Source organism: Nocardia vinacea NBRC 16497 (assembly GCF_000308835.1).
Lineage (GTDB): Bacteria > Actinomycetota > Actinomycetes > Mycobacteriales > Mycobacteriaceae > Nocardia > Nocardia vinacea.
Genome location: NZ_BAGN01000215.1, coordinates 14,019 through 39,644 on the forward strand (window position 1 = coordinate 14,019; position 25,626 = coordinate 39,644).

Genomic DNA, 25,626 nt, shown 5'->3' on the forward strand with positions numbered 1-25,626 from the left:
CGAAAGGAATCCACCATGCGTGCCGTAGTCATCGAAAGTTTTGGCGAGCCGAAGGATGTGCTCACCACCGCACAGCAGCCGACGCCCGAACCCGGGCCCGGACAGGTGCGGATCGAGCTGATCCTCGCGCCCATTCACAACCACGATCTGGCGACCATTCGCGGGGTCTACGGCTACAAGCCGTCGCTGCCCGCGATTCCGGGAACCGAGGCCGTGGGCCGGATCGATGCACTGGGATCGGATGTGACCGGCCTGGAAGTCGGTCAGCGCGTGAGCGTTTCCGGCATCCACAATGTGTGGGCCGAGTATTTCGTGGCCAAGGCGACGCAGGTGGTTCCGCTGCCGGACAGCATTTCCGATGAGACGGCGGCACAGTTGCTCGCGATGCCGCTCAGCTCCCTGATGCTGCTGGAGGATCTGCGGGTTTCGCCGGGCGACTGGATTGCGATCAATGCCGCCAATGGTGCGGTCGGTCGCCTGGTGAATGTGCTTGCGCGGCAACGCGGTCTCAATGTGCTCAATCTGGTTCGCGGCCCGGCTTCCGTTAAAGCGTTGCAGGAGTTGGGTTTCGAACCGGTCTTCGATACCGAATCCGAGGGCTGGCTAGACCGAGCCGTCGCGGCGACGGCGGGTGCGCCGATCGTGCGCGCCGTTGACCAGGTCGGTGGCCGGGCCGCCGATGCGCTGCTTTCGCTGCTCGGCCAGGACGGTGAGCTGATCTCGTTCGGTGCGCTGTCCGGTCAGCCGCTGTCCATCAATCCGGGTCCGCTGATCTTCAAACAGGCTGTGGTCAAGGGCTTTTGGGGCTCCAAGCGGGCCGAGCAGACCAGCGGCGAGGATATGCGGCGCCTGATCGGTGAACTCGTGGGGATGGCGGCGACGGGTGCACTTCGCCTCGATGTCGAAGCCGTCTATCCGCTGGAGTCCGCCGCCGATGCCGCGGCCGCGAGCGAAACACCGGGGCGGTCGGCCAAGATCGTGCTGTCGCCGCAGCCGGTGTAATCCGATCCGGGTCCGCTACCCGACCCGTACCACGAGTTTGCCGAAGTTGCGGCCCTCGAGCATGCCGATGAACGCCTCCGGCGCATGCTCGAGGCCGTCGACAATGTCCTCGCGGTAGCGGACCCGGTCCTCGGCGATCCAGCCGGACATCTCGTGCAGGAAGTCCTTGTACATCTCCGGGACGAATTCGGTCTGGATGAATCCGCGCACCGTGAGACTCTTGGTCAGAATGCGACCGTAGAAACCGGGCAAGCGATCCGGCCCCTCGGGTGCGCCGGTCACGTTGTAATTCGCGATGAGTCCGCAAACAGGTACGCGCGCATAGGTATTCAGCAGCGGATACACCGCGTCCGCCACCGCGCCACCGACATTTTCGAAATAGATATCGATGCCGTCGGGCACCGCGGTGCGCAGTTGATCGGCGAAATCCGGTGCGCGATGGTCGATTGCGGCATCGAAGCCCAATTCCGCACGCACATAAGCGCATTTCTCCGGGCCACCCGCAATGCCGATCGCCCGCACACCCTTGATACGGGCGATCTGACCGACAGCGGAACCGACCGGGCCACTGGCCGCTGCGACCACCAGGGTCTCCCCCGCCTTCGGCTGCCCGATCTTCAACAGCCCGGAATATGCCGTGAACCCCGGCATGCCGAGCACCCCGAGCGCAGTCGATATCGGCGCTTTGTCCGGATCCAACTTGCGCAGCCCCGACGCGGATGCGACCTGATGCGTCTGCCAGCCCGAATAGGCCTGCACCACATCACCTTTCGCGATCGACGGAGCTCTGGATTCGAGCACCTCGGCGACGGTGCCGCCGACCATCACATCGCCGACCTCGACCGGCCGCGCATACGACTTGGCGGCACTCATCCGTCCGCGCATATACGGATCGAGGGATAAGTACAGGGTGCGCAGCAGCACCTCGCCCTCGCCGGGCTCGGGAAGCGCCGCGGTCTCGATGCGGAAATTCGCCGGGGTCGGTGCGCCCTCCGGCCGGGATACCAGCACAATCCTCGTCGACTCGACCATATGCTTTAGCCTATCGCTGGCCACTCAGCGAAGCACGGAATAGCTAGGTTGGCTAACGGATATCGCGCTGCCCCCGATAGAAGGCTGTCGACTCCTCTGACGACAGTTCGCGGCTTCACTGAAGTTCGTATTCGACTACGACCTGCTCAGGAGTTCATTTGGCATCGCAATTTCGCACCGCACGACCCGCGCGGGCAGCACTCACATCGACCACCGCCGCACTGGCCTTGCTGCTGAGCGTCGGCCTCGGCACCGCGACGGCGCGCCCCGTCGGTCCGTTCGACGTCGGCGGAGCCATCGAGGTCGAATACGACCAGGTGGGCGGCCCCGGCGCGCTCGGCGATCCGACCGCACCGGAACTCGATGCCGCCAACGGCGGCCGATATCAGACCTTCGAGCGCAATGCCTCGATCTATTGGCACCCCGATACCGGCGCCAATGCGGTCGGCGGCGCGATCCGCGACAAATGGCGTGACCTCGGCTGGGAGACCGGCGTGCTGCGCTACCCCGTTACCCGTCAGCAATCCACGCCGTCGGGATCCGGCTCCTACAACATTTTCCAGGGCGGGTCGATCTATTGGTCCCTCGGCACCGCCGCGCACCAGATCGGCGGCGCGATCCGCGATAGGTGGGCGGCCTCCGGCTGGGAGAGCGGTCCGCTCGGGTTCCCGCTCACCGACGAGGCGGCAGCGCGCGCGGACAACGGGCGCTACAACCTGTTCCCGGGTGGCGCGATCTATTGGTCCTCGCGTACCGGTGCGCATGCCGTCTGGGGTGCGATCCGCGATCTGTGGGTGTCCAATGGCGCGGAATCCGGGCGGTACGGGTTCCCGACGGGCGAGGAATACGACTACGAGGGTGGGAAGGCGCAGGACTTCCAGGGCGGTCGGATCACCTGGCAGCCCTGATGGAACAGACCCCTAGTCCTCGCCGAGCGCCTGCGTCCGGGCGCTGAGCGAACGACCCAGCCCGGCCACCTCGGCGTCCATATCCGGCAGCCACGTCGGGGTGGTCTTGCTGCCCGCGCGCTCGGCGGATGGCGTCTGCAGCAGCGGCCTCAGCCAACGAAGCGCGCCGACCCAGACGGGCACGTTGATCCGTCTGGCGCGCCGCTCGATTCCTCGCTCGAATCTGGCGGCGCACTTCTGCACCGAGGTCGTCTTGCGGATCGGGCTCGGCAGTGCGGCGAGCGCTCGCTTGGTCGCGGGCAGGTCGGCGAAACTTTCCCGTACGAGCGGGGTGTCGATCCACGACATGTGCGCGGACCCGACGTCGACGCCGCGATGCGCGACCTCGAGGCGCAACGCGTTCGCGAAGTGCTCGACCCCGGCCTTGGAAGCGCAGTAGGCCGTCATCCCCGGCATCGCCATATAGGCCGCGAGGGAGGAGACGATCAGCACGTACCCGCGACGCTCGATGACCGCAGGCAGGGCAGCGCGCACGGTGTGGAAACAACCGATGACGTTGACCTCGATCACCCGCCGGAAGGCGGCGGGGTCCACCATCAGGACCGAGCCGTAGCTGGCGATTCCCGCGTTCGCCATGACGATGTCGATGCCGCCGAACCTCTCGATCCCCTGCGCGACCGCGGCCTCCATCGCGGCGAAGTCGCGCACGTCGGCAGGGACCGCCACCACATGCTCGTCGCCGCCGAGTTCGGTCGCGAGCTCCCGCAGCGGGGGCGAGTCGATATCGATGAGTACGAGGCGCGCGCCTTGTGCACGCAACCTTCGGGCGACCTCTGCGCCGATGCCGCGCGCACCGCCGGTGATTAGTGCGACCTTGCCGGTGAAGGCGGTCATAGTCATGAAGTCTAAACCGTCCGCTACCTGGCAGCATCCACATCGCTCAATCGTCACGGACCTGGGCCGCTTCCCTTTAACCGTGACGGTCCAACGCCCTCACCAGTTGGATGCGCAGCTGCAATCACCGTGCCCAGGGTGACCACGCCGACGAGCAATGCGAGGGCTGCCCGCTGCGTCACGGCGTCAGACGGATGCGCTGGCTTTGGTCGCCTCGACCGCCTCCCCGATCCAGGGCAGCACCGCATCACGGACCCGGATCGTGCGCGGCAGTAATCCGTTAGCCGCCAACAGGTCCGCGGCATGCTGTTGCTCGTCGAGGAAGCCTTCGCTGACGGCGTTGATGCCGAATGGCCTGCCGCGCAACGCCGCTTCCCATGCGTCGAGGTCGGCCTTGCCGCCACGGGCGACGACATCGTCGACGAAATACTGGGCGGCAGCGCGCGGGTTGGCGGTGATCCAGGCGTCGGATTCCTGCAGCGCCGCGATGATCGCAATCAGCGCGTCGCGATTGTTCTCGGCGACATCGCGGCGAGTGAACCACAGTGACGGGTGGCTGAAGACGGATTCGGTATCCACCAGGGTGTGCAATTCGGTGGTGGCCTCCACCGCGGTCAGGCCGGGATACGCGCCGACCCAGGCATCGAGGTCACCTGCCAGCAGGGCATCGCCGCCATCGCGCACATCGGTATCGATGGGTTCGACATCCGACCAGGTCAACCCCGCCTTTTCCAGGGCGAACAGCAGCAGCGTGGTCTGCCAGGAGCCGTGCGCGATACCGACGCGCTTGCCCTTCAGATCCGCCGCGCCGCGAATTCCACTGTCGGCCTTGGTGACCAGCCTGCCGTTCTCCACGCGTGGCCCCGAAATGCCTACGTAGACAAGGTCGCGACCGTTGGCGAGGCCGGTAACCGGCGGTGTGAAGCCGGTGCCGATGAAGTCGTAGCCGCCCTCGGTGAACAACCAATCCGAATGCAGCGACGGCAGGCCCTTCTTCGGATCGACGCGCTCCGCAGCCGCTAGTGTGCGCAGGTCGACCCATTCCACATCGGGCAGTGCGGCCTCCAGGATGCCGCGGTGGCGCAGGACGAACAGGGAGTTGTTGTGCGGGAAGTAGCCGACACGAAGGGACATATGGATGCTCCTGAAATCGAAGAAATAGGTTGTGGTGAGACGAGATTCGCCGCAGCGACTATCGGGAGAGCGATAGTGCCGATGTGGGCGCCGGCACGGTGAGCCGGGAGCGGCCGAGCAGCGGCAGCACTTCCTCGCCCACCCGGTAGGCCTCCTCGAGGTGCGGATTGCCCGCGAGGATGAAGGCATCGACACCGAGGGCGATCAGCTCGTCGAGGCGCTGGGCGACTTGTTCGTAACTGCCGACCAAGCCGAAGGCCGGACCGCCGCGAATGAGGCTGAATCCACACCAGACATTGGGCTGGACCTCCAGATCGCGGTAGCCGGTTATGGTTTCGGGTACCCAGCCCTTGATTCGGGCGGCGCCGACCGAATCACCCTGTGCCGCACGGTTCGCGGCGTCGCGGTCGACGAACGCCCAGCCCTGTTCGATCTCCGCCCAGGCCGCCTCCGCCGTGTGCCGCGCGACGATATCGATGCGGACCGCGAATTTCGGTGTCCGGCCGATGGTTTCGGCATGGGCGCGGACGCCGTCGAATTTGGCGCGCAGATCGGCATAGGGCTCGAGCCAGGACAGGTAGTAGTCGGCGTGGCGGCCGGCGGCCTGGACGGCGGCGCCGGACGAGCCGGAGAAGTACACCTCCGGAAACGGCTGACCGGCCAGTCCCGGCGCGAGCGCCGCGCCATCCGTGCGGAAGAACCGGCCGTCGTGATCGTACGGATCGCCGTCCCATACCCCGCGAAGTACGTCGAGGAATTCGCTGGTCCGCGCGTAACGGTCGTCGTGGGAAACCTTATCGCCCCACCACAATTGGGCGGGTCCACCACCGCCGCTGATGATGTTGTAGACCAACCGGCCACCGGTAGCGCGCTGCAGGCTGGCCGACATCCTGGCGGCCTGCACCGGATGCAGGAATCCGGGCTGGAACGCGACCATGAACCGGTAGGTGGTGGTCTCCCTGGCCAGCGCCGCCGCGACCGCCCACGGGTCGTCGGTGACCGGGAACGAGGGCAGCAGTCCACCCAGGAATCCGGCGGATTCGGAAGCCTTGGCGACCGCGGCCATATGGTCGATGTAGCCGTAGCCGTCGAGTCGACCTCCACGGATCGCGGGGGCGATATTGCCGGGGCCGTAGCCGTTGGCGTGGCCGCGGTTGTAGCGGCGCGGAGTGCGCAGCGACGCGTGGTCGCCCTCCATACCGATGCGCCAATAGATGTCGATGGTCATGCCGTGGCCTCCTGCGCGGCCAGGGTGCGCCCGGCCGGATCGACGAGATGCAGCAGATGTTCGCCGGTGCGGTGCACTTCCTCGATGTGCGGGTGACCGGAGAGCACGATGGTCTCGATGCCCGCGTCGATGTAGTCCGAGAGACGTCGGGCCACCTGCTCGTAGCTGCCGACGAGGCCGATCGGTTGGGGGTAGCCGAGTTCGGCGAATCCGGCCCAGCGACCGTCGCCCAGGTCCAATGCCTCGGCGGTACCTTCCGGGGCGACCTCGTTCCACTGGCGGTGCACCCGGGCCAATGCCTCCTGCTCGGTTTCCCTGGCGATGACCGGTATTTCGATGCCGGCGCGTACGGTCCGGCCCGCGGCCGTCGCGCGCTCACGCAGTTCCGTCACCGATGTGGTAATCCCATCCGGTGTTTCGGTGAACACATGCACATCGCCGTGGCGGGCCGAGAGTTCGAGAGCCGGCGAGGATGTACCGGACAGATACACCGTCGGGAAAGGCAGACCCGACAGGATGCCGCGGAATCCGCCATCGACGACGTCGTAGTGCTCCCCGTCGAAATCGAATCCGGTACCGGCGAATCCGGCTCCGGGAACGGATGTCTCGTTCCATACGCCACGCGCCACGGCGAGGAACTCCGCCGCGCGGGCATAGCGATCGGCACCGGTAACCCGGTCGCCGCGCGCACGAGCATCGGCCTCGTCGGTCTCCACCGCGATCCGCCAGGAGAGCCTACCGTGCGAAATCCGTTGCAGCGTCGTAGCGACCTTCGCCGCGTAAACGGGAGTACCGAAGGCGGGATGGAATTCGACGACCACGCGCGCATGTCGGGTGGCGCGCAACGCTCCCGCGCCCACGATCCACGATTCCTCACCCAGCGGGTCGTAGGGCGCGAGTACCCCGTCGAGCCCGGACAGTTCGGCGGCGTGCACGATCTGGTGCAGATCGTCGAACGGACCGAACCGGCCCGGCCGCGGATCGGTGACCGCGGTGACCGGCGGCGGCGCACCGAAACCGCCCCGCCGACGCAGTCCGGGATCGGCACGCCTGCCGTCGCCCCGGCTGGGCAACCGCCACAGGAACTCCGGTCCACCCGCCACCCGGCCACCACCCCTCATCGAATCGCTGCGCGATGCCGCCCTCATACCGGCACCTTTGCGGACTCGACCAGTTCACGCGCTCGCACCAACGGCTCACGCGCGACCCAGGATTCGAGGTCGAAGTCGGCGGCCAGAAAGCCGTGGGTGTACAGGAACTGCTTCTGGACGCCGATCAACTCCACCCGCTCGTCCGAGAGCGACGGGTGCAAATCCTTGTGGAAGTCCGCGCCGTAGGCGGCGGCGACCCCCTCGGGGCCGGAGAGGGTTTCGCGCTGTAGCACCTCGCGGACGCCATCCAGGTTGCCCGCCGCCCAGTCCGCGGCGCGCAGACTCTGGGCAAGGAATCCGATGACGACCTCGGGACGCGCTTGCAGCAAGTCCTCGTGCACGGTTATGGGCCGCGGGGTGCCATTGTTGACGCGCAGCCGCTTGCTCTCGGTGGCGTCCAGGTCCACCGCGACGCGGAGCCCGTGCTCGCGGGCAATCTCCTGGGCGCGTGCGCCTTTGACATAGATGGCGTCCACCGCACCGCGCAGCAGCTCCGCCACACCCCAGGTGGTGGTGCGGCGGGCGGACTGGGTTTCGGTGCGCACCTGCGGATTACGTTCGACGCCGACCTCGACGACGGTCACGTCGGCGAGGGTGAGTCCGCCGAGGCGCAGCGCGCTCGCGAAACCGTGCAGGGCCATGGCGCGGGGAAAGCTGCGGGCCTGGTCCTGCGCCCAGGCCGGGATGCCGATCCGCAGCCCGGCGAGTTCGGCGGGGGTCGCGATCTCGGACTCCGGTCCAACCAGGATGGCCTGTGCCTCATCGATCCAGGTCAGGCCGATGAGGCGGGTCGGCGACCCCTGTGCGCGAGCGGCGATCGCCGGCACATTTCCGCCCTCCCGGACGAGGCCGGACAGGTCGTGCAGGAAGTGGTGTGCCGCGAGTTCGGGACCCGCGTCCTGTAGGACGCCGAATTGCAGGCCGGACTGGGCGGCGGTATCACCGAGCCAGCCGAGGCTGTGCGCGAGACCGCTCGCGGTCGGTACGGGGCAGCGTGTGTACCACAGGGTTTCGGTCATCGGATGCTCCTGATCGGGTGGATGTCGGGTGATGCGGACTTGCCGACACCGAGTCGGGCGAGGAATTCGGTGTGGTAGCCGACGATTTCGGGATCGGCACGGTCGCGCGGACGGGCAAGGTCGATATCGACATCGATGGCGAAGCGGCCGCGATCGAGGATAAGCACACGATCGGCGAGACGAACGGCCTCGTCGACATCGTGGGTGACCATGAGCACCGCGGGCCGGTGTCGGGCAACGAGTTCGCCGACGAGATCCTGCATCTGTAACCGGGTCAGCGCGTCCAACGCCGCGAAAGGTTCATCCAGCAACAGCAATTCGGGTTCGCGGACCAGCGCGCGAGCCAAGGCCGCGCGCTGGGCCTCACCGCCGGAGAGGGTGGCGGGCCACTGCCGCGCCTTACCGTCCAGATGCACCTCGGCCAGCGCCCGCAGCCCCGCCTCCCGATGCTCGCGGGTACGACGCTGGCCGACAATGACATTGGCCAGTACACGCTTGGAAGGGATCAGCCGCGGCTCCTGGTAGACAGTGGTACGGCGGCCGGGCACCAGAACTTCGCCGGCGTCCGGCAGCTCGAGGCCGGTCAGCAGGCGCAGCAGAGTGGTCTTGCCGGTGCCGCTGGGTCCGAGCAGCACCACGAACTCGCCGCGCCGGATGGTCAGGTCGATGCCGTCGAGAACCGTCTTGTCACCGAACGACTTCCGCAGCCCGGTGATCGACACCGCGATGGGCTCGGTCATCGGATCGCCACCTGCTTGCGCCACGGCATCGCGAACTTCTCGATGATCCGCACCACACCGTCGAATACCAAGCCGAGCAACGCGTACAGGACCACACACAACACCATGTAGTCCGTGCGGTTGTATTCCTGCGCCAGCGTCACCAGATATCCGACGCCCTCTCGCGTCCCGACCTGCTCGGCCGCGATGAGGCCGGTAATGCTGATGGACAAGCACACGCGCAGTGCCATCAAAACTCCGGGCAGTGCCGACGGCAGGATCACCTCGAGCACCAGCCGCGGCCCGGTCAGCCCGAAACTACGTGCGGCCTCGACCATCTTGCGATCCACATTGCGGACCCCGAGATAGGTGTAGGCGTACATCGGCGCGACCGTCGCCACCGCGATCAGCAGGATCTTGTACAACTCGTCGATGCCGAACCAGGCGATGAACAGCGGAACCAACGCAAGGAAGGGCACCGCCCGCACGATCTGCATCGTCGAATCGACGAGTTCTTCACCGAGACTCGACAATCCGGCGAGCAGGCCGAGCAGCAGCCCGATGCCGACACCGATCGCCACGCCGAGCGCGGCACGGACGAACGACGCCACCGCGAAGTCCACCAACTGACCGCTGTCGAGCAGTTCGGTGAACGCGGTCCACACCTTGGGCGGGCCCGCGAGCACCTGCTCGGAGACAGCCCCGGTGGCCGAACCGATCCACCAGGCGGCGAAGATCAGCGCGGGCACCAGGAACCGAAATGGCACGGAAACCCAGGTGGGTCTGCGCCTTTCGGTTCGACCGCGTGGTGTCGCGAGCACCGGATCGGATCGGACGGGCCCGACCGCCGGCTCGGTGAGCACCGCCATCTCAGCTGCCCACCTTGACGGCGGCCAACTGCTCCGGTGTCAGTTTCGACTGCAGGTCGTAGAAGATGTCATCCGCGGTGATCTTGCGGTTGACCACGCCATTCGCAACGAAGAGGTTCACCACATCGCTCAAATCGGCCGCGTCTGTTGGCGACGGCAGTCGCGGCACGGTGGCCTCGCCGCCGACCCGCACAGCATCGGCCAATCGCGGCCCCGTCAGCGCCCGCGGACCGGTCTTCTCGAAGACGTTTTCGAAGTCGGCTGGATTGGCGCGCTGCTTCGCGGTAAGTCCTTGCAGCACTTCCAGATACTTCGCCGCGACGTCGGGATGCTTGTCGAGCACTTCGGTGCGGAAGACGACGACGGAATTGTCTTTGGAACCGATGCTCTGCTCGGTGGCGATCTCGATGCCACCATTGGCCTTCGCCTCCTGATACGGCACCAGGAACGAGGCCCAAGCGTCGACCTTACCGGTGGCGAATGCCGAGGCGGCATCCTTCTGTTGCAACGGAACCCGGGTCACCTTATCCGCCGGAATCCCGGCCTGCGCCAATGCCTTCAGCAGGATGTATTCGCCCTTGGCCGCTGGATTCACCGCGACCCGCTTGCCGACCAGATCGGCGACCGAATGGATTCCCGAGCCCGCAGCGGCAATGATGCCGCTCTGGTCCTTGCCCGCCGGATCCTGCACCGCGACGATCCGCACGCCGACGTCTTTGGACAGCGCGCCGACAACCGGGCTGAAGGCCGCGCCGGACACGTCAAGTTCCTTGGTGTTGAACAGTTTCAGCATGGAACTGAAGCCCGGCGTTGTGTTGACCCATTCGATTTTGGCGCCGAGTGGGGCGAGCGCGGCATCAAAAGTCCCGTCGCGCTTGCCGACCGCGATCGGCCCGGAGTTGCCCGGATCGACCACCTTGAGCACGAAGGACTGCGCGCTGCCACCGTCGCCGCCGGATCCGGAGCCACATCCGGCGACGAGTGCGACGACGGGAGCGATCGCGAATGCGATACGCATGAGGGCTCGCCTGCGGGACATCGTGGAGACTCCTGTTCCGGATTGTCGATCAATGCCTTCGCAGCGTATGGACGGCGGTGGGCCTCGACGAGGTAATCCTTTCCGTGGATCGGAAAGCTTGACAGAACAGGTCCCGAATATGTAGCGAGCTTTCCGAATAGCGGAAAGCTGAAACCGGTCCGCTGTGTTAGCGTCGCAGCGTGGAACCTTCCGGCGTGCAGACCGTCGCCCGTGCCCTCTCGGTCCTGGATTGTTTCCGTGGCGGCGAGGAGCGCGGCGTTTCGGAGGTGGCCCGGCAGCAGGGGCTCGCCGTCAGCACCACCCATCGCCTGCTCTCGGCCCTGGTGCAAGCGGGTTTCCTGGAGAAGAACGCCGAATCCAGCAGATACCGGATGGGCCGAGCGCTCGCCGAATACGGTCAGATCGCCTACCGCCAGCACCGCATCTACCTGGCCGAACCGTATTTGGAGCAACTGGCCAACACCACCGGAGCCAGCGCGTCGGTGGCGACCCGACACGATATCCACGCCGTACTGCTCGGCACCAGCCGCTGGCGCGAAACCGACGGCCATGCCCTGCAGGGCGTGCGGCTGCCGTTGCACGCGAGCGCACTCGGCAAGGCCCTGCTGGCCTGGTCACCGACCTCCGATGACGAATTGCGCGGACTCCCCTACGAAGAAGGCACCGAACGGTCGGTGTCCGGCCCGGACGAACTGCGCCGCGAACTCACCACAACCCGCGAGCGCGGCTACGCCTACAACGACGAGGAACTCGATCCCGGCTTCCGCACCATCGGCCTGCCCATCCTCGACGAGGCGGCCCGCGAACAGGGCGGCAGCTGCCGCTTTGCCCTCGGATTGCGCGGCCCGACCACGCTGATGATTCCCGAGCGGGTGCCGTTCTTCATCGAGTTGGCGAAGGTGACGGCGCAGGAGATAGCGGACAGGTTCGCCGCCGCATCCGGCTGAGTCGTGCCGAAATAATTCCGTGCGGGAATAGCTGTGGCCGGGATACGTTGCTTCGGGGTGGTTAGTGAAGCGAAGGAAGGGGCTGGTCGGTGGCAACCGAGGCAGTGGAGTCGTCTGTCGGTCTGCGATCCGATCGAGGTGCGATCCTTGCTTCGCTGATGCTTGCGACGGGGCTGGTCGCGCTGGATTCCACCATTATCGCCACTGCGGTGCTGACCATCACCGACAACCTCGGCGGCTTCTCGCAATTCCCGTGGTTGTTCTCGATTTACCTACTGACACAAGCGGTTACGGTTCCGGTGTACGGCAAGGTTGCCGATACGGTCGGGCGCAAGCCGGTAATCCTGTTCGGGATCGCGGTTTTCGCGCTCGGCTCACTGCTCTGCGGTGTGGCGACGAGCATGTTGGGACTGATAATTTTCCGCGCGGTGCAGGGTATCGGCGCGGGCGCCATCATGCCGATGACCATGACAATCGCAGGCGATCTCTACACCCTGACCGAACGCGCCAAGGTACAGGGCTATCTGGCCAGCGTATGGGCCATCTCGGCGGTGGTCGGGCCACTGCTGGGCGGACTGTTCGCCGAATACGTCAGCTGGCGCTGGATATTCCTGATCAATATCCCGCTGTCCGCACTGGCCGCGTGGATGCTGGTGCGCAACTTCCAGGAGAGCACGGTACGGCGCAAACAGCGCGTCGACTATCTCGGTGCGGCACTGCTCACCATCGGCGCGGGGGCACTGATTCTCGGATTGCTCGAGGGTGGACAGGCCTGGGCCTGGTCGTCGCCCACCGGTATCGGCATCTTCGTGGGCAGCGCACTCGTGCTGGTGCTGTTCGGTCTGGTGGAGCGGCGGGCCGCGAATCCGATTCTGCCACTGTGGGTTTTCACGCGACGGGTCATTATCGCCAGCAGTCTGGTCTCGGTGCTGGTCGGCGCGATCCTGCTCGGCATGACCTCGTATGTACCGACTTTCACCCAGGGTGTGCTCGGCACCGGGGCGCTGATCGCCGGTCTCACCGTCGGCGCGCTCACCCTCGGCTGGCCGCTGGCCGCCTCCCAGGCCGGAAAGGTTTACCTGCGCATCGGTTTTCGCGCGACCGCGCTGATCGGCAGCACCCTGGCCACACTCGGTGCCGCCACCACCCTGCTGATCGATGAGAATTCCACGCTGATCCAGGTCGCCGCTTCGTGTTTCGTGATCGGCACCGGCATGGGCCTTGTCGCCACCCCCACCCTGATCGCGGCGCAGACGACGGCGGAGTGGTCCGAGCGCGGCGTGGTCACCTCGGCGAATATGTTCGCCAGGTCATTGGGCAGTGCGGTCGGTGTCGCGATATTCGGCGCGATCGTGAACTCGCGCGTCGGCGATACCGACCATCCGGCTCCGGCATTGTTGTCCTCGGCGGTGCATCTGGTTTTCCTCGCGGTCGCCGGAATGGCCTTGGTCATGGTGATCGCATCCGCGATGATGCCGCGCCGGGGCGCGAACGCCGCCTAGGGGCAGCGAACGCGTCCACCTCCACCACATGCCCTGCGAACGACACCCACGCGGTCGTCGTCTGTGCCGTATGCCGTCAGGAACTCGATCGGCGCGATGTGCAGGCGCGACTGCCCCGCCCGACGATTGCCGAGCGCCCGGTCAGATCCGTCATTACCAGGCAGAACGCCGATCGGCGATTTCGGTCAGCGCGCGATCACGCTGCTCGACGGGCAACTCTTCGGCGGCGGCGCGGACCACGTCGATCGCGGATTCGGAGAGCACGTCCAGCGTGCCGCGATACTCCGGCCATAGATCGTGTTCGGCTGTGGCCCAGAGCATTTCGATGAGCTTGTCCCGAGGAGCGAGGTTGACGAAGCGTTTCAGCTGTGCGGCATCGTCGACGAGGTGGGCCGAGCGGACGAGTGCGATGCCATCGAGTGCGGATTCGGTGGCGCGGGCCGCGGTATCGGAGATCGAGGCGACCAGATCGCCGAGTGTGATCCAATCTTCGCGTGCCGCAAGCTCTTTGCCGACGGCGACAATGGTCGCCTCGGGCAGGCCACCGATAATGGCCGCGGAATGGCGTGGATCGAGTCGTGCGGCGATTTCGGCGAGGAAGTCGACCGGCAGGCGTTTGGCGACATCCACCGCATGCGACGCATCGAGCACGCCCGACATCCGGGCCGCGAGCAGTGCACCGCGGCTGCGCGCCACCATTTTCGCGGTGATCGGCGTCGGAATCACTTTGGACGCCTGGGCGACCCGCCGCAGTCCGGCCTCCTGTCCGGCCACGAACAGATCTGTGACCTGACGGCGGAATTCTCGCAGATCCGCATCGGGTACGTCGGCGAGGTAGGCGAGCTGCTCGACCGGAACCCCCAGTGTCCGTGCGAGTTTCAGCAATTGCGCGGTCACAGTCCGGCCGCCTTCTTGACCGGGCCACGCAGGAAGCGCGGCAGAAAGTCGAGCATGCCGAAGGCCGCGGTCTTCAGCTCGTTCGCCTCCCGCCATCGGGCATCGACGATCGCCTGCGCGAGCTCGGCTTGCCGCTCCGGGCTCAGCGCGGCAATCCCCGGGGGTAGGTCATCGGTTATGAGTTCCGCCAGCGTCTGCTCTGTCATGGTTGCCTCCGTCGGGCGCATCGGGTTCATGATCACGTGGGGCGATTTGCGGCTGGATGCAAGGAAACGGTGCTGTTCGGGGTCAATGACGGGGTCGTGTGCCCTAACGTCGGAGCATACGACCGAGTCGTCCGATCGGTCACGGGTGGATCGGTGGTCGCCATGGGTGTCGAGCGCACGGTGGATATCGCGGTGATCGGCGGCGGACTGGCCGGATTGACGGCGGCCCGTCAGTTGCGTCGCGCCGGATTCGATGCGCTTGTCGTCGAGGCGCGGGATCGGGTAGGTGGTCGCACACTGAACCATCCGATCGGGAGCGGCAAGATCGTCGAGGTCGGTGGGCAGTGGGTAGGTCCCGGTCAGGACCGGGTGCTGGCTCTGATCGATGAATTGGGGCTGGAGACGTTTCCCACTTACACCACCGGTCGGCATCTGTTCGAACATCGCGGGAAGCTGCGACGCTATCGCGGTCGGATTCCGTTGATCGCCTCCCCCGCCCTGCTGGATGCCTATATCGGTCTGCAGCGGTTGGATCGGATGTCCCGCCTGGTACCAGCGGACGCCCCTTGGTCGGCGGCGCGGGCGAGGCAGTGGGACGCCGAGACCGTCGAGTCGTGGATGCGACGCAATCTGCATTCGGAGATCGCACGCCGGGCCATCACGATGGTCTGCAAAGCGGTGTGGGCCGCCGATCCGGCCGACGTGTCACTACTGCATCTGCTGGCCTATCTCAATGCCGGTGGCGGTGTGGATTCGATGATCGAAACCGAGGGTGGCACACAGCAAACCCGCATCGTGGGCGGTTCGCAACGAATCTCGATGGCGCTGGCGGAGCAGTTGGGCGAGCACGTGCTGCTGAATACGCCGGTGCGCAAGATCGAGCAGACCCAGGGTTCCGTCGTCGTGCACGGCGATGACACCCGGATTCTGGCCCGCCGCGTGATCGTGGCGATGAGCCCGGCACTGGCAGGTCGGCTTGTGTACTCCCCTGCGCTGCCCGCCGATCGCGACCAGCTCACTCAGCGCATGCCGAACGGCTCGGTCATCAAGACCATGGCCGTATACGACACACCCTTCTGGCGTGCCGATGGGATGTCCGGACAGGTCACCGCGGCCACCGGCCCTGTGAAGGTCACCTTCGACAACTCCCCGCCGGACGGGAACCCCGGCGTGCTGCTCGCTTTCCTGGAAGGCGGCGATGCCCGGCGACTGGGCCGATACCCGGTCGAGGAACGGCGCGATATCGTGATCTCCAGCCTCACCAGGTTTTTCGGCCCGGCAGCGGCCACACCCATCGACTACATCGAGAAGGACTGGTCCGCCGACGAATGGACCCGCGGCTGCTACGGGGCCTTCATGCCGCCCAACACCTGGACCGAATACGGCCCCGCCCTACGCGCACCGATCGGCCGAATCCATTGGGCCGGAGCCGAAACCGCGACAGTGTGGATGGGTTACATGGACGGGGCGATCCGCTCAGGTGAACGTGCCGCCGCCGAGATCACCGCGTTGGTCGCTGGGGACCGGAAGCCCACAGCGGTCATCTGACCGTCAGGTGCGGCTTATCCCGCAGCCGATCGGGTGAATTCGGCCCGCCACCGTTGCGTCTCTTGATTCGCTTCGATATCCACTGGCCGAAAGTCCCTCATCTGCAACCAAATTGATCTCCGACCGGGTCAGTGGCCACGGCGGTCCGCTGACCTCCTCCCCCTCCGCCCGGATTCCGGCGATCACGATCAACTGACCACCGCGTGCCAGGGCCGCCGCTCGTGCACGGTGGCCGGAAGTCCCTCGCGCGCAAGGGCTCCGGCGAGCACAGTGCCCGCGATACCACCGCCGATGATCGTGACCATGCGCCTCCTCGGGCCGCCGTCGCCTACGCCACCGGTTCGGTTACCGCGCCGCCCTTGCCGAGCTTGGTCATCGCCAGGTAGCCGCCGCAGACCAGCACACCCCAGACCGCTCCGACGACAATCGCGGTGCGCCCGCTGTCGGTCCAGAACAACAGGACGACAACCAAACTGAGGAAGGCCAGCGCCAGCCAGGTGGTGATCGGCGCACCGGGCAGGCGGTAATCGCTGGCGGGCAGTTCACCACGGCCGACCTTGGCGCGATAGATCAAGTGACACACCAAGATTACGCCCCAGACGAAGATGATGCCGATGGTGCTGACCGAGGTGATGTAGTTGAATGCCTTGTCCGGCGAGATCACATTGACGATCACCCCGATGACCATCGCGGCCGCCGAAGCAGTGATGCCGACATACGGCACCGCGCGCGAACTGAGCTTGTTCAGCCCCGCGGGCGCTTCCCCGTGCAGCGACAGGGTGCGCAGCATGCGGCCGGTGGAGTAGATGCCGGAATTGCACGACGACAGCGCCGCGGTGAGCAGCACGAAATTGATGATGCCCGCGGCACCTGGAATGCCGATCTGCTGGAACACCTCGACAAACGGGCTCTTACCCGCGTGGAAGTTGCGCCAGCTCGCCACCGACATGATCACCACGAGTGCGCCCACATAGAACAGGCCGATGCGGAACGGCAGGGTGTTGATCGCCTTGCGCAGCGTCGTACGCGGATCCCGTGCCTCGCCCGCGGTCACACCGACCAGTTCGACGCCGACGTAGGCGAACAATACGATCTGCAGCACCAGCAGCGACTGTCCGAAACCGTTCGGGAACACACCGCCATCGGCCCACAGATTGGTGACCGTGGGGTCGGCGGCATGGCCGAAGCCGATCGTCAGCACGCCGATGCCGATGAGGATCATCGCGACGATCGCGGTGACCTTGATGGCGGAGAACCAGAACTCGCCCTCACCGAACAGCCGCACCGAGATCAGGTTGGCGCAGAACATGACCGCCAACACCACCAGCGCGGTCAGCCACGGCGCGATATCGAACCAGTACTGCACATACTTCCCGGCGACAGTGATCTCGGCCATACAAGTGGCCACCCACACCGCCCAGTACGACCACCCGGTGACGAATCCCGCGAAGCGCCCGAGGAATTCGTGCGCGTACTCGGCGAAACTGCCCGAGATGGGCCGGTAGGTCAGCAACTCCCCCAGCGCCCGCATGATCACGAAGATCGCCAGACCCGCCGCGAGATAGGCCAGGATCAGCCCCGGCCCCGCCTGCTCGATCGCACCGCCCGCACCATAGAAAAGACCCGTGCCGATCGCACCACCGATCGCGATCATCTGAATGGTCCGCGGGCTCAGCCCCCGGGAGTACCCCTCTTCACCGGATACGGCCGGGTCGGCGGGCGCCGAATCAGCTTGTAGCTGACGGTCGGAGGCTGTCATGGATCGTGCGGTCCTTCCCATGGAGCTCGAGAGCGATCAGCCCGTCACGCTACCGGCCGCACCGCCGGAGCGCCGGGCGACCCGAACCACACCGGGATCAGTGCAGGCGGAAGCCGTGATTCGCCAGGGACTCGCGCAGCCGGTGGCGGCCGTTGAGGCTGGCGGCGGAGGCCAGGCGGGCCAGGACGCGCTCGGTCCAGGAGTGCGAGAGTCGCTGTTCGGCGTAGAACTCGGCGATCCGGTCTTCGTAGGCCGCGACGTGGGTGCGTTGGGTGGGGAGGTCGTAGGTTTCGTGGTGGAGGACGGCCGGTTGCGGGAGGCGCGGTTTGACGCGGGCGTCCTCACTCGGATCCGGATGTCCGACAACGAGTCCGAAGACCGCGAAGACCTGTTCGGGCAGTTTCAGTTCCGCCGCAACCTGTTCCGGGTTGTTGCTGATCGCACCGATGTAGACGGTGCCGAGGCCGAGGGATTCCGCGGCGACGACCGCGTTCTGCGCGGCCAGGGCGGCATCGATGAAACCGACATAGCTCGATTCGAGGTAGTCGGCACCGGCCAGTGGCGCTTCGTGGTCCTCGGCCAGTTGGCGCAGCCGGGCGAAATCGGCGGTGAACACCAGCAGCACCGGTGCCTGTTCGATATGTGCCTGCCCGCCGGCCAGCGCGGCCAGGCGGGCCTTGCGCGCCGGATCGCGGACCGCTATGACGCTCCACACCTGCAGATTGGAGGAGGTCGGCGCGGACTGGGCCGCCGAGATGAGCAACCGCAGGGTGTCATCGGAGACCGGATCGGCGAGGTAGCGGCGCACCGAGCGATGCTCGTGCAGCACCTGCAGCACCGGATTCCACTCGGTGGGCTCGGTCGGATCGGGATCCCGATAGCGCTGCTGGACGGCGTGGGCGGGGCTCGGCACGGTCTGCGTCATGCCGATCATCCTGTGACATCTACGGCGCGCCCGTCTGCGGTAACCCTCAGCATGAACCGAACCAGGTACGGTTGGTAAGGCAAGCCTAATTAGCAATTAGTGGAGGTTACCTTGGCACGACCCCGCACCACCCTGACGGTGCAGCGCACCGAGCGGCTGACCCCGCATCTGATCCGGGTGTATTTCGGCGGATCCGGATTCGCCGCGTTTCGGCCGAGCGAGTTCACCGACTCGTATGTGAAGTTCATTTACCCGCGCGACGGGATCGACGTGCTGCGCACCTACACCGTGCGTTCGGTCGATCCGGAGGCCGGCGAGCTGGCCGTGGACTTCGTCTACCACGGTGACGAGGGCATTGCCGGTCCGTGGGCCGCTTCGGTGCGGCCGGGCGACACCATCGACTGCTTCGGACCGGGCGGAGCCTACGCCCCGCGTACCGATGCCGACTGGCATCTACTGGCGGGCGATGAGGCAGCGCTGCCCGCGATCGCGGCCGCGTTGGAGGGTATGTCCGCCGATGCGGTCGGGCAGGCCTTCATCGAGGTCGCCGGACCCGATGACGAACTGAAACTGGACAAGCCCACCGGCATCGAACTGACCTGGCTGCATCGCGGCTCACGCGAGCCGGGCGATGTGCTGGCCGAAGCCGTGCGCGCGGCGACCTGGCGCGAGGGCCAGGTGCAGGTCTTCATCCACGGCGAGGCCCGCGCCGTCATGCAGGACCTGCGCCGCTACGTCCGCCGCGACCGTGGCGTCTCCGCCGAATGGGCGAACTCGATCTCCGGCTATTGGCGGCGCGGCCGCACCGAGGAGGGCTTCCGCGAATGGAAGGCCGAATTCAAGGCCCAGGACACCGAGGATGCGCCGACCAGGTGAACGGCCGAAATCCCATGGCGCCCGGATGTTCGCCGGTCGCCATGGGATTCCGTGGTGTCGCTACTGCTGATTCGCGCGCAGCGCCTCCTGCACGAACTGGGTCGTGTAGGTCTTCGACAGATCGATGCGGTCCCGCATGGGCGCAACGTTCTTCGAGTATTTGCCGAGTACGTTCAGCACATTCTCGGCGCCTTCGGATTTCATCAGGCCGGTGCCGTTGAACATGCCGATCGAGTCGCGGATGGACTGGACATAGAGATCCCGGCCCGCGCTCGCGTATTGCGAGGGCATCTTGGCGGCGATCTCCTCGGCGGTGTGCGTCTTGATCCACTGCAGCGTCTGCACGAAGGCGGTCGCGATCTTCTGCACGATATCCGGATGCGCGTCGACGGTATCGCAGCGCATGTAGAGCGACGATGCCGGATACAGCCCGCCCAATGCGGCGCGGGTACCTTCCTCGGTGCGCATATCCACCAGGATCTTCGCATCACCGGAGTTCACCATGGTGGCGACCGTCGGGTCGGTGGTCATGCCCGCATCGATGCCGTTGTGGTTCATACCCGCGATAAAGGTCTGTCCCGCACCGACTTTCACGCGCGTGTAGTCGGCGGTGGTCATACCGACCTGTCCGGTGAGTGCCTGGGTGAGGAAGTCGGTCGAGGAGCCGAGCGAGGTCACACCGAGGTTCTTGCCGCGCAGATCCGCCAGCGACTTGATTCCGGCCGCATCCGCCTTGGAGACGAGCTCCACTTCGCCCGGCACATCGGCGAATTGGACCACCGAGGTCAGGCACTGCTCCTTGGCCTGCAAGTCGATGGTGTGGTCGTAGAAGCCCACCACGGCCTGCACATCGCCGGTCAGCAGCGCGGTTTCGGCACTCGCGCCGGACTGCTCGCCGAGCAGTTTGACGTCGATATCGTTCTTCTCGAAAAAGCCGAGCTTCTCGGTGAGCATGGCAGGCAGGTAGATCACCTTTTCCAAACCGCCGACCATAATGGTGATCTGGGGTCGACCGTTTGCCATCGGAATGGTTCGAGAGTCCCGGCAACCGGTCGCCAGCAGCAGCGCCGCGATGACCCCGACAATGATCGTCAGATGTTTGACGTACCGCATGATCAGATCCCGTGGTTCGAAGTCGCCTGCGACGGACGCCATTTCAGCAATCGGCCCTCCGCCGCACCGATCGCCCATTCGGCCAGCAGCGCGATGACGGTGATGATGATCATGCCCGCGTAGATACCGGCCGAATCGAAGGTGCCCTGGGCGTTGCTGATCAGCAGACCCAAACCCTTACTCGCACCGGCGTATTCACCGACGACCGCACCGATCAGCGCGAAACCGAAGGCGGTGTGCAGGCTGGACAAGATCCAGGTGGTCGCGCTGGGCAACACGATCGAGCTCAGTACCTGACGCTTGCTCGCACCGAGGATGCGGGCGTTGTTGATGACGTTGCCGTCGACCTCACGCGCACCGGTGAAGGCGTTGAAGAATACGGCGAAGAACACCAGCACCACGACCGTCGCGACCTTCGAGCTGAGCCCGAGACCGAACCAGATGATGAACAGCGACGCCAGCACGATACGTGGAACGGCGTTGAGCGCCTTGATGAACGGCGCGAGCACCTCGGCCCAGTACCGGCTGCGGCCGAGCAGCGTGCCGAGTACGACACCGGCCACCGCACCGATGACGAAGCCGAGCACCGCTTCCTGCACGGTGGTGTACATCTGCAACCAGATCGAGCCGAATTGCGTTCCTTCGGTGAACCATTCGACCAGGCGGTCCCAGATCAGCGAGGGCTTGGAATAGAAGAACGGGTCGATCCACAGCGTGGCGGTGAGCTCCCAGGCGCCCAGCCACACCGCGATCAGTGCGATCCGCAGGCCCCAGGTGCGCAGCCGGTTGCGCCGGAGGTTGGTCCGCACGCGCGCGAGAATCTGCTCCTCGGTTTCGATTTCGACCTCGGGCGCGGACTTCGCCACATCGTCGAGCACGTTATGCGACACGGGAGGCTCCCTTGCCTCGGGCTGCCTCGACCTGATCGCGCAGCGTTTCCCAAATTTCCTTGTAGATGTCCCGGAATTCGTTGGTGAGCCGGACCTCCTCGACGTCGCGCGGACGTTCCAGCGAGACCGGGAAGTTGCCGCACACCGTGGCCGGGCTGGCGGTCATGACGACGACCCGGTCGGCGAGCACGATGGCCTCTTCCAGATCGTGGGTCACGAAGATGACGGCCGCGCCGGTACCCGCCCACACGCGCAGCAGTTCGTCCTGCATCAGCTGTCTGGTCTGCACGTCCAGCGCGCTGAACGGCTCGTCCATCAGCAGGATCTCGGGATCGTTGACCAATGTCTGCGCGAGTGCGACGCGCTTGCGCATACCGCCGGAGAGCTGATGCGGGTAGTAGCTCTCGAATCCGGCGAGACCGACCTTGCGCACCCAGCCGCGGGCCTGTTCGCGCGCTTCGGCCTTGGACTTGCCGCGCAGGCGCGGGCCGAGGGCGACGTTATCGATCACGCTCTTCCACGGCAGCACCGCGTCCTGCTGGAACATGTAGCCGATGCCGTCCGGGATGCCGTGGACATCCTTGCCGCGCACCAGCGTCCGCCCGGCCGAGGCCGGTTCCAGCCCGGACACCAACGACAGCGTCGTCGACTTTCCGCAACCCGTCGGGCCGACCACGGCGACGAATTCGCCGGGTTGCACCGCGAGATCGAGATTGCGGACGGCGGTATGGATTCCGCCGCCGGTGCCGGGGAAGCGCTTCGTCGCGCTCCGCAGCTCGATGAGTGGTTCGGTCATTTTTCTTGCTCCTAGCGGATCAGGTAGAGCGAACCTACGTGGGCCGGGTCACACTTCGAGGCTTGTGCGCACAACCGGCGCAAACGACCGATTCGAAGGTTGTGCGCATTCTGCTCACGCCCGTCCGCGTGGTTTATGCTGCGGAAATGGCCAACGACGGCGGAGCACGACGGCGCGGGACCGGACACTTCCGGTTGCGCACCCAGGTGCTGCTGCTGCAGATCGTGATCGTCTCGGTAACCCTCGGCGCCGCCTTCGCGGTATTCGGCTACGTCAGCAGCCAACGGCTCAACGATCAGTACGGGCAGCGTGCGCTGGCAATCGCACGCAGCATCGCGGCCGAACCGGTGGTGCGCACGGAGGTCGCCCGGTACGCACCCGGCACGGTGACGCCCGAGCTTCGGGAACAGCTCACCGCGGGACCGCTGGAACAGATAGCCATCGATACGACGCAGCGCACCGGCGCACTGTTCGTGGTGATCACCGACGATGCCGGAATCCGGTTGGCACATCCGGACGAGGCGCGACTGACCGAACATGTGAGCACGGATCCATCGGAGGCGCTGGCGGGCCGGGAGGTGATCGTCAAGGAGCGCGGCACGCTCGGACCATCTGTGCGTGCGAAAGTTCCTGTGGTGGAAGCTGGTTCGGATCGCATTGTCGGTGCGGTGAGCGTCGGTATCTCGACCACCGCGATTCGCGGGCAGTTGCTCTCCGATCTGCGCACCGCGGCGCTGTTCATCGCCGCCGCACTACTGATCGGCATCGCGGGTTCGGCATTGCTGGCGCGGCGATGGCGCGGGTTGACGCTCGGACTCGAACCCGCCGAACTTGCCGAACTCGTCCAAGGTCAGGCGGCGGTGCTGCACGGCATCGGCCGCGGTGTGCTGGCCGTCGATTCCGCTTGGCACACAACGTTTGTCAATGACGAGGCGCGACGGCTACTCGGTATCAGCGCCGAGATCGGCAGTCCGGTCGACGAGATCGGTTTGACGCCACGGGTGCTGGAGGTTTTCCGTGCGCTCGACGAGCAGCCGACGCCGGCCACCATCGGCTCGCATATCGTGGTGGTCGCGGCCCGGCCGGTCACCCGCGATGGGCGCAATCTCGGTGCCGTACTCACCGTGCGCGATCGCACCGATGTGGAGGCATTGACCCGCCAACTCGACGCGGTGCAATCGATGAGCACCGTGCTGCGCGCCCAGCGCCACGAGTTCTCCAACAAGATGCACCTGCTCAGCGGACTGCTGCACGGCGGGCGCACGGAGGAGGCGTCACATGTCATCGATGAGCTGATCGGTGCCGGCCCGCTCGGTGCGGCGACGCCCGGCATCGACGCGATCCACGACGCGTATCTGCAGGCCTTCCTCGCAGCCAAGGCGGCGCATTCGCGCGAGAGTGGCGTCGAACTCGTACTCGGTCCTAATACCTGGGTGGACGGCACTCTCGCCGAACCCGTCGATGTCACGACCGTGCTCGGCAATCTGCTCGACAACGCGATCGAGGCGGCGCGCATCGCCGCCGATCCCACCAAACAGGTGGAAGTCGAACTGGTGCAGGAGGATTCGACGCTGCACATCGCGGTCGCGGACAGCGGTGACGGTGTCGCACCCGAAATGATCGACACCCTGTTCACCGAGGGCACCTCCACCCGCGACGATCACGGTGTGCCGGGCGGGCGAGGCGTCGGCCTCGCGCTGATCCGCCAGATCGCCCGCGCGCACGGCGGCGATGTCCGGCTCGCCAGTGCGCGCCGTGGTGCGCCGCCGCTCACCGGCGCCGAATTCATCGCCCGAATCCCCGGAGTACTGGTAGACAGCGAGATGCCATGGCCGCAACAGATCTGACCGTGCTGGTGGTGGACGACGACTTCCGCGTGGCCAATCTGCACGCCGGAATCGTCGAATCCATCGCGGGTTTCACCGTCGCCGGCACCGCGAACACCCTGGCCGCCGCGCGAGAACTCAACGCCACCAACGCAATCGACCTGGCGCTGGTCGATGTGTACCTGCCGGATGGTTCGGGCATCGACCTCGTGCGCGAATTGCACTGCGACGCCATGGTATTGACCGCTGCCACCGAAAGCACCACCGTGCGATCCGCATTCGCCGCGGGCGCGCTCGCTTACTTGGTGAAACCATTCCCGCACACCATGCTCGCGGCCCGCCTCGCCGGATACGCCCGCTACCGCCGCACCCTCGCCGCACCCCAAATCGATAACGCGAGCATCGAAGCCGCGCTCCAAGCGCTGCGCCCGACCTCGACGCCCACCGCGACCACCGTCATCGCCTCCCCCACCAAAGACCTCGTCCTGCACACCATTCTCGAGGCCACCGCACCGCTTTCCGCCGCCGAGGTGGCCACCGCCATCGGCATCTCCCGCGCCACCGCCCAGCGCTATCTCGCCACCCTGGTCGCCGCGGGCACGGTCCAGATGCGGCTGCGCTACGGCACCACCGGCCGCCCCGAACAGGAGTACACCGCAGTACCGCGCCGCCGCTGAATACCCCTGTTGATCTCGACCGAAATCGGAGACACTAGCATTAGGCGTGCCTAACCTTAACCGGGTCGGGTGAGTTATGTGCGAGTGAGGATCGACAATGCAGGGCCGCGACTTGGAGCGGCGCCGATGACGGCGCTGGTGGGCGGGGTACATACCCGGCGCGGTTTCGCAATCCGGACGGTTGCCACCTGCGCCGCGCTCGCGACGGCGATCTGGCTGTCGACCCAATTGCACTGCACGCCAGCACTACACCATGCGGCGCTGCTCATCCACCTGGCATCGCTGGTCCTCGGCTTCGGCGCGGTGCTGGCGGTGGACTATTTCGCCGTGGCCTGGGTCCTGCGCCGCACGCCCCTGCGCGAAATGCTGACCGTCGCCGACCGCCTCCAACTGCCCATCTGGCTGGGCGTCACCGGTCTGGTCGCCAGCGGCGTACTCCTCGAACCGAATATCGCCAACCACACCACCCAGACCAAAATGGCGCTGGTCGTCGCCCTGACGCTGAACGGTCTACAAGCATCCGCCTTCACCGACCGAGTCGCGGCCCATGGCGGCATCCTCGATCGACCACTGATCGCCCGCGGCGCGCTAACCCTGCTCATCTCCCAGGCATGCTGGTGGGGTGCGCTCTGGATCGGGTTCTGGAATACCACCAACCACGTGTAATCC

The 25,626-nt window shown here is 66.1% G+C and carries 26 protein-coding genes; 9 read left to right on the forward strand and 17 right to left on the reverse strand.

The features are described from left to right. Positions 1-15 precede the first annotated feature (15 nt). Positions 16-1,002 (forward strand): zinc-binding dehydrogenase, encoded by a 987-nt coding sequence (locus ON44_RS29625; protein ID WP_040695935.1) that lies wholly within the window; start codon positions 16-18, stop codon positions 1,000-1,002. Between the two features lie 15 nt (positions 1,003-1,017). Here the strand turns inward: ON44_RS29625 and curA are convergent, their stop codons facing one another. Continuing rightward, the gene (curA, locus tag ON44_RS29630; protein ID WP_040695937.1) at positions 1,018-2,034 is read right to left on the reverse strand and encodes an NADPH-dependent curcumin/dihydrocurcumin reductase; all 1,017 of its coding nucleotides are present in this window, start codon (positions 2,032-2,034) and stop codon (positions 1,018-1,020) included. 158 nt (positions 2,035-2,192) lie between these two features. On the opposite strand from curA, the gene ON44_RS29635 reads away from it, so the two are divergent. Further along, positions 2,193-2,942 (forward strand): LGFP repeat-containing protein, encoded by a 750-nt coding sequence (locus ON44_RS29635; protein ID WP_040695939.1) that lies wholly within the window; start codon positions 2,193-2,195, stop codon positions 2,940-2,942. 12 nt (positions 2,943-2,954) lie between these two features. Here ON44_RS29635 and ON44_RS29640 read toward each other — a convergent pair whose 3' ends face one another. The 8 genes from ON44_RS29640 to ON44_RS29675 all read right to left on the reverse strand — a co-directional run bounded on the left by ON44_RS29640 (position 2,955) and on the right by ON44_RS29675 (position 10,995). Then, the gene (locus ON44_RS29640; RefSeq protein WP_040695940.1) at positions 2,955-3,836 is read right to left on the reverse strand and encodes an SDR family oxidoreductase; all 882 of its coding nucleotides are present in this window, start codon (positions 3,834-3,836) and stop codon (positions 2,955-2,957) included. Positions 3,837-4,022: 186 nt separating this feature from the next. Then, on the reverse strand, positions 4,023-4,970 hold the full coding sequence (locus tag ON44_RS29645; protein ID WP_040695942.1) for an ABC transporter substrate-binding protein: 948 nt from the start codon (positions 4,968-4,970) through the stop codon (positions 4,023-4,025). Between the two features lie 58 nt (positions 4,971-5,028). After that, a complete protein-coding gene (locus ON44_RS29650; protein WP_040695944.1) occupies positions 5,029-6,198 on the reverse strand; it encodes an LLM class flavin-dependent oxidoreductase in 1,170 nt (389 codons plus the stop codon). Next, positions 6,195-7,319, reverse strand: coding sequence for an LLM class flavin-dependent oxidoreductase (locus ON44_RS29655; RefSeq protein ID WP_051182591.1), 1,125 nt, complete (start codon positions 7,317-7,319; stop codon positions 6,195-6,197). The genes ON44_RS29650 and ON44_RS29655 overlap by 4 nt, the downstream gene beginning before the upstream one ends. 23 nt (positions 7,320-7,342) lie before the next feature. Then, positions 7,343-8,368 (reverse strand): ABC transporter substrate-binding protein, encoded by a 1,026-nt coding sequence (locus ON44_RS29660; protein WP_040695948.1) that lies wholly within the window; start codon positions 8,366-8,368, stop codon positions 7,343-7,345. Beyond that, entirely contained in the window at positions 8,365-9,108 is a 744-nt protein-coding gene (locus tag ON44_RS29665) for an ABC transporter ATP-binding protein (RefSeq protein WP_040696040.1), read from the reverse strand. The genes ON44_RS29660 and ON44_RS29665 overlap by 4 nt, the downstream gene beginning before the upstream one ends. Next, on the reverse strand, positions 9,105-9,956 hold the full coding sequence (locus ON44_RS29670) for an ABC transporter permease (RefSeq protein ID WP_040695950.1): 852 nt from the start codon (positions 9,954-9,956) through the stop codon (positions 9,105-9,107). Before ON44_RS29670 ends, ON44_RS29665 begins: the two co-directional genes overlap by 4 nt. A gap of 1 nt (position 9,957) precedes the next feature. Then, the gene (locus tag ON44_RS29675; protein WP_040695952.1) at positions 9,958-10,995 is read right to left on the reverse strand and encodes an NrtA/SsuA/CpmA family ABC transporter substrate-binding protein; all 1,038 of its coding nucleotides are present in this window, start codon (positions 10,993-10,995) and stop codon (positions 9,958-9,960) included. A gap of 179 nt (positions 10,996-11,174) precedes the next feature. Between ON44_RS29675 and ON44_RS29680 the strand changes: the two genes are divergently transcribed. Continuing rightward, positions 11,175-11,942 carry an IclR family transcriptional regulator gene (locus ON44_RS29680; protein ID WP_040695954.1) on the forward strand — a complete coding sequence of 256 codons (768 nt, stop codon included), beginning with the start codon at positions 11,175-11,177 and terminating at the stop codon, positions 11,940-11,942. An 89-nt stretch (positions 11,943-12,031) separates the two neighbouring features. After that, positions 12,032-13,444, forward strand: coding sequence for an MDR family MFS transporter (locus tag ON44_RS29685; protein ID WP_040695956.1), 1,413 nt, complete (start codon positions 12,032-12,034; stop codon positions 13,442-13,444). A 153-nt stretch (positions 13,445-13,597) separates the two neighbouring features. Here ON44_RS29685 and ON44_RS29690 read toward each other — a convergent pair whose 3' ends face one another. Both ON44_RS29690 and ON44_RS29695 read right to left on the reverse strand, forming a co-directional pair. After that, positions 13,598-14,341: a hypothetical protein gene (locus ON44_RS29690; protein WP_040695958.1), complete on the reverse strand. Its 744-nt coding sequence runs from the start codon at positions 14,339-14,341 to the stop codon at positions 13,598-13,600. Further along, complete coding sequence (locus ON44_RS29695) at positions 14,338-14,547, reverse strand: hypothetical protein (RefSeq protein ID WP_040696043.1); 210 nt, start codon at positions 14,545-14,547, stop codon at positions 14,338-14,340. The genes ON44_RS29690 and ON44_RS29695 overlap by 4 nt, the downstream gene beginning before the upstream one ends. 162 nt (positions 14,548-14,709) lie before the next feature. Between ON44_RS29695 and ON44_RS29700 the strand changes: the two genes are divergently transcribed. Beyond that, positions 14,710-16,095: a flavin monoamine oxidase family protein gene (locus tag ON44_RS29700; RefSeq protein ID WP_040695960.1), complete on the forward strand. Its 1,386-nt coding sequence runs from the start codon at positions 14,710-14,712 to the stop codon at positions 16,093-16,095. Between the two features lie 188 nt (positions 16,096-16,283). Here ON44_RS29700 and ON44_RS50590 read toward each other — a convergent pair whose 3' ends face one another. The 3 genes from ON44_RS50590 to ON44_RS29710 form a co-directional block, all read right to left on the reverse strand. Further along, on the reverse strand, positions 16,284-16,400 hold the full coding sequence (locus tag ON44_RS50590; protein WP_157187351.1) for an NAD(P)-binding protein: 117 nt from the start codon (positions 16,398-16,400) through the stop codon (positions 16,284-16,286). A gap of 23 nt (positions 16,401-16,423) precedes the next feature. Then, positions 16,424-17,854 (reverse strand): amino acid permease, encoded by a 1,431-nt coding sequence (locus ON44_RS29705; protein WP_040695962.1) that lies wholly within the window; start codon positions 17,852-17,854, stop codon positions 16,424-16,426. A 97-nt stretch (positions 17,855-17,951) separates the two neighbouring features. Next, positions 17,952-18,779, reverse strand: a complete 828-nt coding sequence (locus ON44_RS29710; protein ID WP_083898218.1) for an NADPH-dependent oxidoreductase — start codon at positions 18,777-18,779, stop codon at positions 17,952-17,954. Between the two features lie 111 nt (positions 18,780-18,890). Between ON44_RS29710 and ON44_RS29715 the strand changes: the two genes are divergently transcribed. Next, positions 18,891-19,655: a siderophore-interacting protein gene (locus tag ON44_RS29715; RefSeq protein ID WP_040696045.1), complete on the forward strand. Its 765-nt coding sequence runs from the start codon at positions 18,891-18,893 to the stop codon at positions 19,653-19,655. A 60-nt stretch (positions 19,656-19,715) separates the two neighbouring features. Here the strand turns inward: ON44_RS29715 and ON44_RS29720 are convergent, their stop codons facing one another. From ON44_RS29720 to ON44_RS29730, 3 genes are read right to left on the reverse strand one after another with little or no spacing between them, the layout of a single operon-like run. Continuing rightward, positions 19,716-20,810: an ABC transporter substrate-binding protein gene (locus ON44_RS29720; RefSeq protein WP_245567385.1), complete on the reverse strand. Its 1,095-nt coding sequence runs from the start codon at positions 20,808-20,810 to the stop codon at positions 19,716-19,718. Beyond that, positions 20,771-21,658, reverse strand: coding sequence for an ABC transporter permease (locus tag ON44_RS29725; protein WP_083898216.1), 888 nt, complete (start codon positions 21,656-21,658; stop codon positions 20,771-20,773). The genes ON44_RS29720 and ON44_RS29725 overlap by 40 nt, the downstream gene beginning before the upstream one ends. After that, positions 21,648-22,454 carry an ABC transporter ATP-binding protein gene (locus tag ON44_RS29730; protein WP_040695968.1) on the reverse strand — a complete coding sequence of 269 codons (807 nt, stop codon included), beginning with the start codon at positions 22,452-22,454 and terminating at the stop codon, positions 21,648-21,650. Before ON44_RS29730 ends, ON44_RS29725 begins: the two co-directional genes overlap by 11 nt. Before the next feature lie 146 nt (positions 22,455-22,600). Here ON44_RS29730 and ON44_RS29735 point away from each other — a divergent pair, with 146 nt between their 5' ends. From ON44_RS29735 to ON44_RS29745, 3 genes are all read left to right on the forward strand, one after another. Further along, positions 22,601-24,301, forward strand: a complete 1,701-nt coding sequence (locus ON44_RS29735) for a sensor histidine kinase (protein ID WP_051182593.1) — start codon at positions 22,601-22,603, stop codon at positions 24,299-24,301. After that, positions 24,283-24,957: a response regulator gene (locus ON44_RS29740; RefSeq protein WP_040695970.1), complete on the forward strand. Its 675-nt coding sequence runs from the start codon at positions 24,283-24,285 to the stop codon at positions 24,955-24,957. Before ON44_RS29735 ends, ON44_RS29740 begins: the two co-directional genes overlap by 19 nt. A 126-nt stretch (positions 24,958-25,083) precedes the next feature. After that, positions 25,084-25,623 carry a hypothetical protein gene (locus tag ON44_RS29745; protein ID WP_245567386.1) on the forward strand — a complete coding sequence of 180 codons (540 nt, stop codon included), beginning with the start codon at positions 25,084-25,086 and terminating at the stop codon, positions 25,621-25,623. Positions 25,624-25,626: the final 3 nt, after the last annotated feature.